The following is a 13,469-nucleotide window of genomic DNA, read 5'->3' as shown; positions in this document are numbered from 1 at the left end:
GCGCCCGGCACGCCCGGACCGGATGCTGTCAGCGGCCGCCCGGCGGCTGCATCTTCTGGACTGCCCTGTGCCGGAGCGGCGGGCCCCGGCCGGTCGGAACGGGCCCGCGCAGGGCCGTTGGGGGCCCGCGCAGGCCTCGGGGAGCGCGCCCGCGCGGAACCACTCGGGACCGGTACGGGCCGGTACGAGCCCTGCGGACCGGACCGAGCCCAGGTGGCACCGGTCCGCGCCGCGCGGAACCGGCGCGTAACCCCTGCGGGACCGGAACGAACCCCCGCCGGGCCGGTGCAGGCCCAGCCCTGCCCGGCTCACGTCCCGGCTGGGGTCCCGGCTCAGGTCCCGGCTCGGCGGATCAGGCCGGACGGACCGCGGCACGCGGGGCCCCGCCCCCCACCTCACCCCGCAGGCCCGGCGCCGGCGGACGCGTACGCATGAAGCAATTCCAAAGATGCGTCCGGATCCGGTGGCGGCACAGGATGCAGCGGGGCGGGACACGTGTGTTCTCGGCCCGTTCGTCCTGGTGGGCGCCTGCCCATCCGGCCCGCCGACCTCCCCGGCCCACGGTCCGAAGCATCCGGAGTGCGCATGCAACCCTTCCGCATTGACATCCCGCAGGCCGACCTCGACGACCTGCACCGCCGGCTCGACGCAACCCGCTGGCCGGACGAGCTGCCCGGCGTCGGCGCCACCCGCGGGGTGCCGCTGGCCCAGGTCAAGGAGCTCGCCGCGTACTGGCGCAACGGCTTCGACTGGCGAGCCGCCGAGGCCCGGCTGAACGCCCACCCGCAGTTCACCGCCGAGATCGACGGTGCGGACATCCACTTCCTGCACGTGCGCTCCCCCGAGGCGGACGCCACGCCGCTGCTGCTGACGCACGGCTGGCCGGGCGCGGTCGCCGAGTTCCTCGACGTCATCGGCCCGCTGACGGACCCGCGGGCGCACGGCGGCGACCCGGCCGACGCCTTCCACCTGGTGATCCCCTCGATCCCCGGGTACGGCTTCTCGACGCTGCGCGACGCCGGCTGGGACGCGCCGCGGATCGCCCGCGCCTGGGCCGAGCTGATGAGCCGGCTCGGCTACGACAAGTACATCGCGCAGGGCGGCGACGCCGGTTCCGTGATCTCGCAGGAGCTGGGCCGGGTCGACCCCGACCACGTGCTCGGCGTGCACGTGAACATGCTGATGACGTTCCCGTCCGGGGACCCCGCGGAGCTGGCCGCGCTCGACGAGAACGACCAGGGCCGACTCGGCAAGCTGGTCCGCTTCGACGGCGAGCTGTCGGGCTACATGAAGGTGCAGGCCACCCGCCCGCAGACGCTCGCGTACGGGCTGACGGACTCGCCCGTCGGCCAGCTGGCGTGGATCGCCGAGAAGTTCATCGAGTGGACCGACCCGGACCGCAGCGAGCCGGAGCACGTGGACCGGGACCTGCTGCTGACGATCGTCTCCATCTACTGGCTGACGGCGACGGCCGGCCCCTCCGCGAACTTCTACTACGAGGGCGCCGAGGGAGTCCGCAAGGTCGCCGCCGGCATCCTGCCGCCGCCTCTGACCGTGCCGGTGGGCGTGGCGGTCTTCCCGCACGACATCTTCGTGCCGATCCGCAGCCTCGCCGACCGCGACATCCCGACCATCACGCACTGGACGGAGTTCGGGAGCGGCGGTCACTTCGCGGCGCTGGAGGAGCCGGCGCTGCTGACGCAGGACATCCGCGCGTTCGCCCGGTCGCTGAAGGCCGACGCGGCCTGACCCGCCCACGACGAGAAGGAGGACCGGCATGACCGGCAAGACCGTCATCGACGTCTGGGTCGCCGACCTGACGTTCCCGGGCTACATGGACCGCTGGCACGCGCTGGCCGCGGACTTCGAGAAGCTGCACCCCGAGTTCACCGTCAACGTCGAGGGCCGCGACTTCCGCAACCTGTCGGTGGAGATCGCCGAGGCCGCGGCGGCGGGCCGGCCGCCGGCCGTCGCCGAGTACTACTTCGCGGTGACGCGGGCCGCCCGCGACTCGCAGAACGACAAGGGCGAGCCGCTGTTCACCTCGGTGGAGCGGGCGATCGCCGGCCGCACCGAGATCCTCGGCGAGCCGGTCGTCATCGACGACATCCACCCGGCGGTGCGCGAGTACTACACGTACGGCGGCGACCTGACGTCGATGCCGACCGTGGCCACGGCCATGCTGACGTACGGGAACGCCGACGTGCTGAAGGCGGCCGGCGTCGAGGAGCTGCCCCGCACCTGGGACGAGCTGCGGCAGGCGTGCGAGAAGGTCGCGCAGCTCGACGGCGGGCCCTCGCACGGCGTGACCTGGTCCAACCACGGGCTGTTCTTCCAGCAGGCCATCGCCGTCCAGTCCGGGCAGCTGGCCGACCGGGACAACGGCCGCGCCGGGGAGGCCCGTACGGTCGACCTGTCGACGCCGGAGATGCTGGCGTTCGCCGAGTGGTGGCAGCAGCTCCACGCGGCCGGCCACTACCTGTACACGGGCCAGATCCCGGGCTGGGAGGCCAACCTCAAGGCCTGGGCCGGCCAGGACGTGGCGCTGCGCATCACCTCGTCGAACGACCTGAACTACATGGCGCAGGCGGCGGAGAACGCCGGCTTCGACATGGTCGTCGGCCGGTTCCCGCGGCGCGACGGCCTGCCGTACGGCGGGAACATCATCGCCGGCACCTCGCTGTGGCTGACCGGCGGCCTGGACACGGTCGTCGAGGACGGCGCGCTGGCCTTCCTGCAGTTCATCAACAACCCGCGCAACGCGGCCGACCGGCACAAGGCGAGCAGCTTCGTGCCGCTGACCCGGTCCGCGTTCCGTCTGCTGGAGGAGGAGGGCTGGTTCGACGAGCACCCGTGGCACCGGCTGGCCTCGGAGCAGCTGGGCTCGTACCCGGAGGACTCGCCGGGTGAGGGTGCGCCGCCGTGCGTGGGCGCCCTGTTCGGCGACTTCGCGGGCGTGCAGGACGTGATGACGCGGGCCATGGGCGACGTGATGACCGAGGGCGCCGACATCACCGGGCGTTTCGCCGAGGCGACCGCGGAGGCCCAGCGGCTCCTGGACGCCTACCATGCGGACGCCGCGGTGGCCGGTCCCCGGAACCCGGCCAGCCTGCGCGTCGAGTACTTCCGCGACGCGGAGCTGTACACGGGCGCCAACCTGGAGAACGCGGTCCGCGCCGACTGACCCACGCCCTTGGGGCTCCGCCCCAAACCCCGCTCCTCAATCGCCGGAGGGGCTGGTTTTCCCCCGCCGGGGCACTCCAGCCCCGCCGGCGTTTGAGGCGCGGGCGTCCGGGGCGGAGCCCCGGGAACGACAGAGGCCCCCGACCGCCGGTGCTTGCGCACCCGCCGGCCGGGGGCCCTTCGGTGTCCGGGGAGACGACCGGCTCAGGCGCCCAGGAAGTTCTTGAGCTCCGGAGCAAGCGCGGCCGGGTCCACCGCGATGTCCTGGCCGGGCAGGGCGTGGTGCTTGGCGTCGGTCAGGGTCTCGGCGACCTTCTGCGCCGAGTTGGCGAGCCACGGCGCGACGTTCTCGCCGTAGACGACCAGCGTGGGCACCTCGACCTTGGCCAGCTCGTCGGTGGGCAGCGAGAAGTCGCCCATGATCGCCGAGTCGTAGGGCAGGGTGTGGGCCAGGGCCTCCAGGCCCGCCCAGAACGGGGCGAAGCGCATGCCCGCGACGGCCTCGGCCGGCGCGCCCATGCCCTGCACCATGAAGAACTCCACGGCGTCACCGCGGTCCGCGGCGGCCTTCTCGCGCAGCTGCTCGGTGAAGTCGGCCGGCGGGGTCGGGCCGGTCTCGTCGGTGACGAACGGCGTGTCGTAGAGCGCCAGCTTCGTGATGGGCAGACCGCTGGCCGCGGCCTTGAGCGCCAGGACGCCGCCCGCGGAGAGCCCGAACACCTTCGCCGAGCCGCCGGCCTCGGTGATGAGCGCGGCCAGGTCCTCGATCTCGCGCTCCACCGCGTACTCGTCGGCGTCACCGCTGTCACCGCGGCCACGGCGGTCGTAGTTGTAGACGGTGAAGTGGGCCGCCAGCTCGTCCGCAAGCTGCGCCATGGTCGGGTGCGCGCGCTCGCTGAACGACCCGCCCACGAGGATGAGCGGCTCGCCCTCGCCGGACTTGGTGTAGGCGATCGTCGTACCGTCGGCGGACTGGACTGTAGTCATGGTTCTCCTGCCACTGATGAGCCGTGTGAGGTCGCAGAACGCTGTGGTTCTGCCGGAATCAGCCTGGGGCGTGCGGGTCCGGGGCGCATCTTCAGGAATGCTCGATTCTGGATACGCGGAGGTGACAGGGCAATCCTGAAGATGCTCCGGTGGTTTGGCCGTGCCAGGCTGACCGGAGGCCCGTCTACAGGAACTGAGGGAGAGACATGGGTAAGTTCGCGCCCATCGAGGAGTATGTGGCCGGTCTCGCGGACCATCCGCTGCGTGAGGTCGTCGAGAAGCTGGTCCCGGTCATCAACGCGGCGCTGCCGGAGGCTTCCACGGGCGTCTACCACCAGGCCCCGACGTGGAGCGTCGGCGACGCCCTCGGCAAGGGGAACGTCACCTACGTCCGCGCCTTCGGCAAGTACGTGACCTTCGGCTTCTGGAAGGGCCAGGAGCTGACCGACCCGTCCGGCCGCATGCAGCCCGGTGCCCGGGAGATGGGGCAGGTCAAGCTGACCTCCGTCGACGAGATCGACCCGGAGCTGTTCACGGGCTGGCTGCACCAGGCCCGCGACCTGGAGATCGCCGCCCTCGGCAAGTGATCCGGGGCGCATCGCGCACACGCCGGTGGCCCGGCCGATTCCCATCGGCCGGGCCACCGGCTTTCTGCGGTACGGGCGGTCAGCGGCCGGCCGGTGCGCCCTCGCGCACGGAGCCGGCGGTGCTGCCGGTGGTGCCGTCGGCCCCGGGGCGCGGCGGCGGGACCTGGCCGCGGGCCCGCTCCCGGCGTTCGAGCACCCGGTGCACGGCCTTGAGGATGGGCTGTTCGAACAGGTAGTGGCTGAGGGTGGAGATGACGATCGTGCCGACCATGACGGCGGTCATCAGCTCGAAGAAGCCGATCTGGCCGCGCAGCACGTTCATCAGGGCGGGCGGCTCACCGAAGATGCTGCCGCTCTCGAAGTAGAAGTACATGACGGCGAAGTGCCACAGGTAGATGCCGTACGAGATGCGGCCGAGGAACCGCGAGACCGGGTTGGCCGTGACGGCCTCCAGCAGGCGGGACTTGGTCTCGGGCACGGTCAGCGGCATGACCAGGGCGTACGAGAAGGCGAGCAGCAGGAAGTACTGGATGAGCGCGGTCTTCGACGGCTCGTAGTCGCCGTAGCCGGGACGGCCGAACGGCTGGATGCAGTTGACGATGTAGACGACGAAGGCGCCGAGCCACAGCAGGTTGGGGCGCTTGCCCGCGAGGCGGTACAGGTACGGCTTCTTCGCGGGGTCGATCTCCACCTGCACGTGCATGATCGCCATCCACATGCCGAGGGCGAAGGCACCGCCGACGGCCAGCGGCCACCAGTACTGCTTGGGGAAGGGGCCCATCTCGGCGCGGTGGATGTAGAAGGTCCAGCAGGCCGAGAAGACGACCAGCACCGCGGGGGCGACGAGCATCCGCCGCACCTTGGCCTCGGTGGTACGGGCGCCCTTGGCCAGGAAGTGCCCGATGACGGCGAGGACCGGCAGGGCGAGGTAGTACTGCATCTCGGCGGGGACGGTCCAGGCCGGGTCCATGCCGGGTATCCAGGTGTAGTCGTAGACCTGGAGCATCAGGATCGGCCGGAGCACGTACCAGGGACCGTCGATGGAGTCGTAGTTCAGCAGGAACACGCAGGTCAGCGACAGCAGGATGTACGCCGGCCAGAGCCGGGCCAGCCGCTTGACGAGGAAGGGGCCGACGGCGGGGCGGCGGCTGCCGGTCAGGGTCCAGCGGGCGAACGGGCGGTACAGCAGCATGCCCGAGAGCACGAAGAACGGCCCGAGGAAGATGGGCCGGAGGCCGGCGAGGAAGAAGGCTCCCACATCGTTGCTGGGGGCGTCCGTGTAGGCGCCCATGACACCGGCGGTGAACGAGACGTGGACGGCCGTCACCGCGATCGCGCAGATCGCCCGGATGCCGTCGAGCCCGGGGACCCGGTTTCTCACATGGGCCGGTGTCCCCGACCGGTTGGCAGTCACCACTTCGAGCTCCTTCTGTCGACGCCGAGATGGCTCGTTCAGCATCGCGATGGCTCAAATTGGCGGCATCCTCTGGATTGCGGTGTTAAAAATCAGATCATCAGTCTCCGCATATCGTGTCGGGGACGGGGAAACGCCCCGCCAGGTGCACCGCCGCGGACAGGCTCGCCCACGAGGTCAGTTCGATCAGCTCCCGGTCCCCCGCCGACCGCGCCCGCAGCTGCGCCACGTCGGCGGCGGTGACCTGGTACGGGGCGAAGGCCGTCAGCAGCGCCACGGCCGCGGCCGGCCGGTCCGCGGCCGCCACCCCCTCGCTCGCCTCGGCCAGCCAGGCCCGGCTCGGCCCGGGCGCGGTCCCGTCCCACTCCGCCAGCCGGCCCTGCACGCACTCCCGCACCCCGTCGGGGATCCAGGCCCCGGCCGCCTCGACGGCGGCGACCGCCCGGGCCACCGCTCCGGCCACCGACGGGTTCCCGGCCGCCCAGGCCAGTGCGTCCGGCAGCGGCGCCTCCGGCAGCAGCCCCAGCGAGGTGCCCGGCGCCAGCGGGCCGCGCTCGGGGCGCATGGTCCGGGCCACCGTGCGCATCACCGGACCGCGGATCGCGGCCGGCGACTGCGCGGGCATCGGCGAGTCCTCCAGGAACACCGTCACCATGCGGTTGAGGTAGTGGAAGGTGAGCGCCGTCCCGCAGATCTCGGGCGCCGCGTTGGCGCCAAACGGCACGGCGGGCGCGGCCTCCCCGGTCCGCCGGCCGGCCGCCGCGGCCCAGTCGGCCAGGCCGCGGGCCGCACTGCCGGCGCTCGGCAGCACCTCCATGGCGGCCCGGTGCACCTCCACGCAGTACGGGCAGCGGTTCGCCTCGGAGACGGCGGTGGCGACGAGTTCCTTCTCGGCGCGCGACGCCCGGCCCTCCACCAGCAGCGTCTCCCGCAGCAGCAGCCAGCCCGCCGTCAGCGGGCCCGGTGCCGGCGAGTGCAGGGCGAGCGGCGGGGCCAGCACGCCGAACTCCCGCTGCGCCTGGTCGTACACCCGGGCCACGGTGCCCTCGGCCTCGCCCGGACGCACCGCACGCACGTACCGGATCTGCCCCAGCGAACCGCGCAGCACTGCCCGCACGATCGGCCTCACGGCCACCACCTCCTCTGCCGGCGGGCCGCCGGCCGGCGGTCCCGGGCCCGTTTCCGGATCACGTCACAGCCTGTCCGGCCCGGGCCTGACCTCGCATCTTCTGGGCTGCTGGAGCGGCCCTGCGGGCATGTGGCGGGCGCCTCACCGCACTCGACAGCACGTCAGAAGATGCAAGCCCGGCGTCGCAGACACGACGATTTCGGGAAGTAGCCGGGGGCGTTCGCTCCCTCTCAAGGAAGTGCACGGCTCATACCGCCGCCCCGGCAGGCCGGGGTGACAGCCGGAAACACCCTCCAGATGGGATGGGAAAGACATGACCGTTGACCTCTCGCACGCCCCCACCGCCACCACCCACGTCGCGTCGATCTACAACTCGGCGGTCGCCGCCTGGGCGGTCTCGGCGGCCTGGGAGCTGGGTGCCCTGGATGCGCTGTACGAGGCCAGAACGCTGGATGCCGAGGAGTTCGCCGTCACGCACGGCCTCGATCCCGCGGGCACGACCGGCATGTTCCGCGCCCTGTCGGCCGTCGGCCTGGTCGAGCGCATCGGCGCCCGCGTCACCGCCAACGACGCCTTCGACGCGGTCTACCACAACAAGTCGTTCTTCCACTGGCTCAGCATCGGCAGCGCCGAGCTGTTCCGCGAGATGCCGTCCGTCCTGCGCAACGAGAACCGCAAGGGCGACTACTACCGGCGTGACGCCGCGGCCATCGCGTACGCCTGCCGGGAGATCGACCACGTCACGTACGCGCCCACCTTCTGGTCGGCGCTGGACCGCGTCGACTTCGACGTCACGCACGTCGCGGACCTGGGCTGTGGCAGCGGCGGCCGGCTGATGGACCTGATGCGCCACTTCCCCGGTGCCCGCGGCATCGGCGTGGACATCGCCCCGCCGTCCATCGAGGTCGCCAAGCAGGAGGTCGCCGCCAACGGGCTGGCCCCGCGCACCGAGTTCTTCGTCGGCGACGTGCTGCGCCTGGAGCGGCGGCCGGAGTTCGACGAGGTCGAGCTGCTGACCTGCTTCATGATGGGCCACGACTTCTGGCCGCGGGAGAACTGCATCGCCACCCTGCGCCGGCTGCGCGAGGTCTTCCCGAAGGCCAAGCGGTTCCTGATCGGCGACGCCACCCGCACCGCGCTGCCGGACACGCAGCTGCCGGTGTTCACGCTCGGCTTCGAGCTGGGCCACGACCTGATGGGCACCTTCATCCCGACCATCGAGAACTGGGAGTCGGTCTTCGCGGCCGGCGGCTGGGACCTGGTGCGCACCAACCGCATCGAGATGACCGTGGGCGAAGTCATCTTCGAACTGGCCTGACACCGGGGGCGCACCCCCTTCCGGGGGCGTTGACGGCGTTAACGGCGTTAACGCCGTCAACGCCCCCGGAAGGGGCGGGCACGGCAGGATCCGAGAACCGGTCCGAGGGAGCGACGAAGTGACAGCACTTGCCGCGGGGGTCGCCAAGGCCCTCGCCGACAGCGGTATCCGGCACGCGTTCGGCGTGGTGGGGGGCGGCAACATCCTGGCGACGGCCGCCCTGACGGAACACGGCGTGCACTACACCCCCGCCCGCCACGAGGGCGGTGCGATGGCCATGGCCGATGCCTATTACCGGGTGTCGGGCGAGGTCGCGGTGTGCACCACGACGCACGGCCCGGGGCTCGCGAACATCGCCACCCCGCTGGCCGAAGCGGTCAAGAACCGCAGCGCGGTCGTCCTGCTCTGCGGGGACGCCCCGGTGGCGGGACCCCGTCCGCACGACATCGACCAGAGCGCGTTCGCCGCCTCCCTCGGAGTGCCGGTGGTCCGGCTCACCGACCCGGCGACGGCCGTCGAGCAGGCCGCGCAGGCGGTCCGGCGGGCGGCCGCCGAGCAGCGGCCCGTCGCCGTGTTCCTGCCCGGCGACCTGCTGGCCGCGCCGCTGCCGCAGCCGCAGCCGCCCGGCACCGCGGCGGGGCAGCAGCCGCAGGCCCCGTCGCTGCGGCAGCCGGCGGACCCGGAGTCGGTGCACCAGGTGGTCGACATCCTCGCGGGCGCCCGGCGCCCGCTGCTGCTGGCCGGCCTGGGCGCGTGGCGCTCCCAGGCAGGGAAGATCATCACCGAGCTGGGCGACCGGCTCGGCGCCCTGTACGCGACGACGGTGATGGCCAGCGGCCTGTTCCACGACACCCCGTGGTCCCTGGGGGTGTGCGGCGGGTTCGCCTCGCCGCCGGCCGCGGAACTCATCGGCGAGGCCGACGCGGTGGTGGTGTTCGGCGCCCGGCTGGACACGTTCACCCTGCACGGCGGCCGGCTGCCGGCGCCGGGGGCCGTCGTCATCCAGGTGGACACCGCCGAGGCCGCGACCTCGGACCGGGTGGACGTCTGGGTGCGCGGCGACGCCGCCATGGTCGCCGCCCAGCTGCTGGACTCCCTCGACCGGGCGGAGCTGCCGCCCGCCGGCTGGCGGGCGGAGGCCGAGGCCCGGATCGCGGCCGGCGGCTGGCCCGGGCAGCCGCACGAGAACGCCGGCACCGACACCCGCATCGACCCGCGGACCCTGACCTCGGCACTGGCCCCGCTGCTGCCGGAGGAGCGCACCGTGGTCACCGACGGCGGCCACTTCATCGGCTGGCCGGCCATGTACTGGGCGGTGCCCGACCCGGCCGGACTGGTGTTCACGGGCGCCGCGTTCCAGAGCATCGGCCTGGGTTTCGCGGGTGCGGTGGGCGCGGCGGTGGGCCGGCCGGACCGGACGGCGGTGCTGGCGGTCGGCGACGGCGGCGCCCTGATGGGCCTGTCCGAGCTGGACACCCTGGTGCGCTCGGCGCGCTCGGCGCTGGTGGTGGTCTACGACGACGCCTCGTACGGGTTCGAGGAGCACATGTACCTGCCGCAGGGAGCCGATCCGCGGACCACCGGTTTCGCGGACACCGACTTCGCGGGCCTGGCCCGGGCGCTGGGCGCGCAGGCCGTGACCGTCCGTACGCCGGGCGACCTGGACGCCGTACGGCACTGGCGGGCGGACGGCTGCCGGGGCACCCTGCTGCTCGACTGCAAGATCGTCCGCGAGGTGGTGGCCCCGTACCTGGCGGACCTGCTGGGCGCCCGGCACTGAGGCGGGCCCGGGCGGGTGCCGGCCGGTGGGGTCACCGGCCGGCACCCGCGGCCCGGAAGGTCAGTTGCCGAACAGACCCGAGCGGATGTCCTTCAGGCCCTCGAACGAGGACAGGTCGGGGACCGTCCAGCCGTCGAGGTCGTACTCGCCCAGGCACTGGTCGACGAAGGCCTTGTAGTCGTCGATCTGCCCGGACGCCGACTGGGCGAACAGCAGCTCGGCGCGGACCGCCTCGTGGTTGCCGGCGTAGTTGCGCTCGTACAGCTCGTGGCGGCCGCCGAACTCGGTGCCGACGGCGTCCCACAGCAGCTTGAGGACCTTGACCCGCTCGACGGCCGTGATCCCGTTGGAGCCGCGGACGTACTTGTCGAGGTACGGGCGGATCTCCGGGTTCTTGAAGTCCTCGGCGCTGGAGTTCAGGTAGATGAGGCCGCTGGCGACGTCCTGCTGCACGATCTCCTTGACCCGCGGGTAGCCGACCTGCATGAACCAGCGGTACGCCATCCCGTACTGCGGGTTGGGCAGCACCGCGCCGTTCTTCCACGGCACCGGGTTGCGGGCGGCGGCGTCCGACAGCCCCCAGAACAGGTTGCGCCAGGCCAGCACCTCGCCGATGCGGGTCTGCACGCCGCGGAAGTCCTGGGTGCCGGTGATCTCCAGCGCCTTGGCCAGCGCGCCGGCGATGAACTCCAGCTTCACGGCGAGCCGGGTGCAGCCGTGGAAGGTGAACCGCTCCATGAAGCCGGACTGCCCGGAGAACATCTGGATCTTGCCGATGTCCCCGTAGATGAAGACGTCCTCCCAGGGGATGAGGACCTTGTCGAGGACGAGGATGGTGTCGTTCTCGTCGAGCCGGGAGGACAGCGGGTAGTCGAACGGGCTGCCCATGACGGCGGAGGTCGCCGTGTACGACGGCCGGCAGATCAGCTTCACGCCCTTGGCGCCGGTGGGGATGGTCGCGACGAGGGCGAACTCCTTGTTCTTCACCGGCAGCCCGTAGTGCGCGATGAAGTTGTGGTGGGTGAGCGCCGAGCCGGTGGCGACCACCTTCGCGCCGCTGACCACGAGGCCGGCGTCGGTCTCCTTCTCGACGTGCACGAACACGTCCTTGACCTGGTCCGGCGGCAGGCTGCGGTCCACCGGCGGGTGGACGATGGCGTGGTTCCAGTAGAGGACCTTCTCCTGCGACTCGCGGTACCAGCGGCGCGCGTTGTCGGAGTACGGGGCGTAGAAGTCGGCGTTGGCGCCGAGGGTGCCGAGGAACGCTGCCTTGTAGTCGGGGCTGCGGCCCATCCAGCCGTAGCTCATCCGCGACCAGGCGGCGATGGCCTGCTGGTCGGCGACCAGGTCCTCGGCGCTGCGGGGGGTGGTGAAGAAGCGGTGGGTGTAGCCGTTGCCGCCGTCGGTCGCGGTGGTGAGCACCGGCCGCGTCTCGGGGGCGTGGAGTGCGTCGTAGAGGCGGGCGGTCATCGCGACCGGGTTGGCGAACGCCGGGTGGGTGGTGAGGTCCTTGACCCGATCCCCGTAGATGTAGACCTCGCGGTCGTCGCGCAGGCTCTCCACGTACTCCCGGCCGGTCAGGGGCCGGGTCGACGGCGCCTCGTGGGGTGCGGCTCCGGGACGGTTCTGGTCGGTCATGGACGGGTTCCCTCTCGGCCGCCGGCATGGACAGGGAGCGCCCGCGGAGCCGGCGCGCCGGGTCCTCATCGTGGCAGTCGGCCCCGCCCCGGGCTTCTCTCTGATTGCGGGCCTGGTCCGGCGGCGTGCTGCGCAGCAGGCCGGGGTCCCCGCGCGGGCCAACAGCGCAATCCAGAAGGTGACCTTCCCACCACGTCGGTGTGACGGTCTGGCGGTACCCCATCCGCACGCCCCGGTCCTGGAGGACGCGATGCCCACCGCCGACATTCCGACTCGTGCCCAGCTCGTGCAGCGTGCCACCGAACTGGCGCCGCTGCTGAAGAAGTTCGCCGCCCAGCACGAGGCGGACCGCCGGCTCGCCGACGAGACGGTCGAGGCGCTGGCCGAGGCCGGCTTCTTCAAGCTGCGGGTGCCCAAGCGCTACGGCGGCTACGAGGCCGACACCCGCACCCTCGTCGACGTGGCGGCCGAGCTCGGCCGGGCGGACGGCGCGGCCGCGTGGGTCACCTCCGTGTACTGGATCCCCACCTGGATGACCTGCCTGTTCCCGGACGCCGTCCAGGACGAGGTGTTCGCCACCCCCGACGTGCGGATCGTCGGCACCCTCAGCCCGTCCGCGATGGCCGCGCCGGCCGACGGCGGTGTCGTCGTCAACGGCAAGTGGAGCTTCGTCAGCGGCGCCCACCACGCCCAGTGGCAGGAGATCGTGGCGGTGCTGGTGGGCCCCGACGGCCCGCCGCAGCCCATCATGGCGCTGGTGCCGCTGTCGGACCTGCAGATCGTCGACGACTGGCACACCTCGGGGCTGCGCGGCACGGGCTCCGTCAGCACGGTCGCGCAGGACCTGTTCATCCCGCAGGAGCGGGTGCTGCCGCTGGGCGCCGTCCTGACCGGCCAGTACGCCTCGGAGCTGAACCGGGACGTGCCGATCTACCGGACCCCGCTGCTGCCCGTCGCGTCGGCCTCCTCCGTGGGCACGGTCGTGGGCCTCGCGCGGGCCGCGAAGGACGCGTTCCTGGAGCGTGTGAACGAGCGCGGCATCACGTACACCGGCTACACCAAGCAGTCGGAGGCCCCGCTCACCCACCTCCAGTTCGCGGAGGCCACCCTCAAGGGCGACCAGGCCGAGTTCCACGCGCACCGGCTGGCCTCGCTGGTCGACGCCAAGGGCGAGTCGGGCGCGGACTGGACGCTGGAGGAGCGGGCCCGGGCGCGCGCCGACATGGGCGCGGTGTGCCGTCTCGCCAAGGAGGCCGTGGACATCCTCGCGGGCGCCAGCGGCGGCTCGTCCATCTACTCCGACGTGGCGATCCAGCGGATCACGCGGGACATCCAGGCGGTCAACCTGCACGCGCTGATGAACCCGGACACCAACAGCGAGCTCTACGGCCGGATCCTGCTCGGCCAGGAGCCGAACACCCTCTACATCTGAC

The 13,469-nt window shown here is 72.2% G+C and carries 10 protein-coding genes; 6 read left to right on the top strand and 4 right to left on the bottom strand.

The features are described from left to right. Nucleotides 1-585: 585 nt before the first annotated feature. Nucleotides 586-1,749, top strand: coding sequence for an epoxide hydrolase family protein (locus tag LG634_RS12520; RefSeq protein WP_226733828.1), 1,164 nt, complete (start codon nt 586-588; stop codon nt 1,747-1,749). 28 nt (nt 1,750-1,777) lie between these two features. Then, a complete protein-coding gene (locus LG634_RS12515) occupies nt 1,778-3,184 on the top strand; it encodes an extracellular solute-binding protein (RefSeq protein WP_226733827.1) in 1,407 nt (468 codons plus the stop codon). A 203-nt stretch (nt 3,185-3,387) separates the two neighbouring features. Here LG634_RS12515 and LG634_RS12510 read toward each other — a convergent pair whose 3' ends face one another. Beyond that, nucleotides 3,388-4,170 (bottom strand): alpha/beta fold hydrolase, encoded by a 783-nt coding sequence (locus LG634_RS12510; protein WP_226733826.1) that lies wholly within the window; start codon nt 4,168-4,170, stop codon nt 3,388-3,390. A 206-nt stretch (nt 4,171-4,376) separates the two neighbouring features. Here LG634_RS12510 and LG634_RS12505 point away from each other — a divergent pair, with 206 nt between their 5' ends. After that, nucleotides 4,377-4,757 carry a DUF1801 domain-containing protein gene (locus LG634_RS12505; protein ID WP_226733825.1) on the top strand — a complete coding sequence of 127 codons (381 nt, stop codon included), beginning with the start codon at nt 4,377-4,379 and terminating at the stop codon, nt 4,755-4,757. A 79-nt stretch (nt 4,758-4,836) separates the two neighbouring features. Here LG634_RS12505 and LG634_RS12500 read toward each other — a convergent pair whose 3' ends face one another. After that, the gene (locus LG634_RS12500; protein WP_226733824.1) at nt 4,837-6,138 is read right to left on the bottom strand and encodes an acyltransferase family protein; all 1,302 of its coding nucleotides are present in this window, start codon (nt 6,136-6,138) and stop codon (nt 4,837-4,839) included. Nucleotides 6,139-6,271: 133 nt separating this feature from the next. Then, nucleotides 6,272-7,300 carry a carboxymuconolactone decarboxylase family protein gene (locus LG634_RS12495; protein WP_226733823.1) on the bottom strand — a complete coding sequence of 343 codons (1,029 nt, stop codon included), beginning with the start codon at nt 7,298-7,300 and terminating at the stop codon, nt 6,272-6,274. Nucleotides 7,301-7,613: 313 nt separating this feature from the next. Between LG634_RS12495 and LG634_RS12490 the strand changes: the two genes are divergently transcribed. Beyond that, nucleotides 7,614-8,618 (top strand): class I SAM-dependent methyltransferase, encoded by a 1,005-nt coding sequence (locus LG634_RS12490; protein ID WP_226733822.1) that lies wholly within the window; start codon nt 7,614-7,616, stop codon nt 8,616-8,618. A gap of 118 nt (nt 8,619-8,736) precedes the next feature. Next, nucleotides 8,737-10,398, top strand: a complete 1,662-nt coding sequence (locus LG634_RS38205; RefSeq protein ID WP_226733821.1) for a thiamine pyrophosphate-binding protein — start codon at nt 8,737-8,739, stop codon at nt 10,396-10,398. Between the two features lie 60 nt (nt 10,399-10,458). Here LG634_RS38205 and LG634_RS12480 read toward each other — a convergent pair whose 3' ends face one another. After that, a complete protein-coding gene (locus LG634_RS12480; RefSeq protein WP_226733820.1) occupies nt 10,459-12,036 on the bottom strand; it encodes a 4-hydroxyphenylacetate 3-hydroxylase family protein in 1,578 nt (525 codons plus the stop codon). Between the two features lie 250 nt (nt 12,037-12,286). On the opposite strand from LG634_RS12480, the gene LG634_RS12475 reads away from it, so the two are divergent. Further along, the gene (locus LG634_RS12475; protein ID WP_226733819.1) at nt 12,287-13,468 is read left to right on the top strand and encodes an acyl-CoA dehydrogenase family protein; all 1,182 of its coding nucleotides are present in this window, start codon (nt 12,287-12,289) and stop codon (nt 13,466-13,468) included. Nucleotide 13,469 lies beyond the last annotated feature (1 nt).

The organism is Streptomyces bambusae, from assembly GCF_020532645.1.
Classification (GTDB): domain Bacteria; phylum Actinomycetota; class Actinomycetes; order Streptomycetales; family Streptomycetaceae; genus Streptomyces; species Streptomyces bambusae.
Note: the sequence above shows the minus strand (reverse complement) of the source record. Positions and strands in the feature narration are given on the sequence as shown.

Bases quoted from the DNA above. Each gene is read 5' to 3' on its own strand.
- LG634_RS12505 (WP_226733825.1), top strand. From the start codon at position 4,377: ATGGGTAAGTTCGCGCCCATCGAGGAGTATGTGGCCGGTCTCGCGGAC.
- LG634_RS12475 (WP_226733819.1), top strand. From the start codon at position 12,287: ATGCCCACCGCCGACATTCCGACTCGTGCCCAGCTCGTGCAGCGTGCC.
- LG634_RS12520 (WP_226733828.1), top strand. From the start codon at position 586: ATGCAACCCTTCCGCATTGACATCCCGCAGGCCGACCTCGACGACCTG.
- LG634_RS12510 (WP_226733826.1), bottom strand. From the start codon at position 4,170: ATGACTACAGTCCAGTCCGCCGACGGTACGACGATCGCCTACACCAAG.
- LG634_RS12515 (WP_226733827.1), top strand. From the start codon at position 1,778: ATGACCGGCAAGACCGTCATCGACGTCTGGGTCGCCGACCTGACGTTC.
- LG634_RS12480 (WP_226733820.1), bottom strand. From the start codon at position 12,036: ATGACCGACCAGAACCGTCCCGGAGCCGCACCCCACGAGGCGCCGTCG.
- LG634_RS12490 (WP_226733822.1), top strand. From the start codon at position 7,614: ATGACCGTTGACCTCTCGCACGCCCCCACCGCCACCACCCACGTCGCG.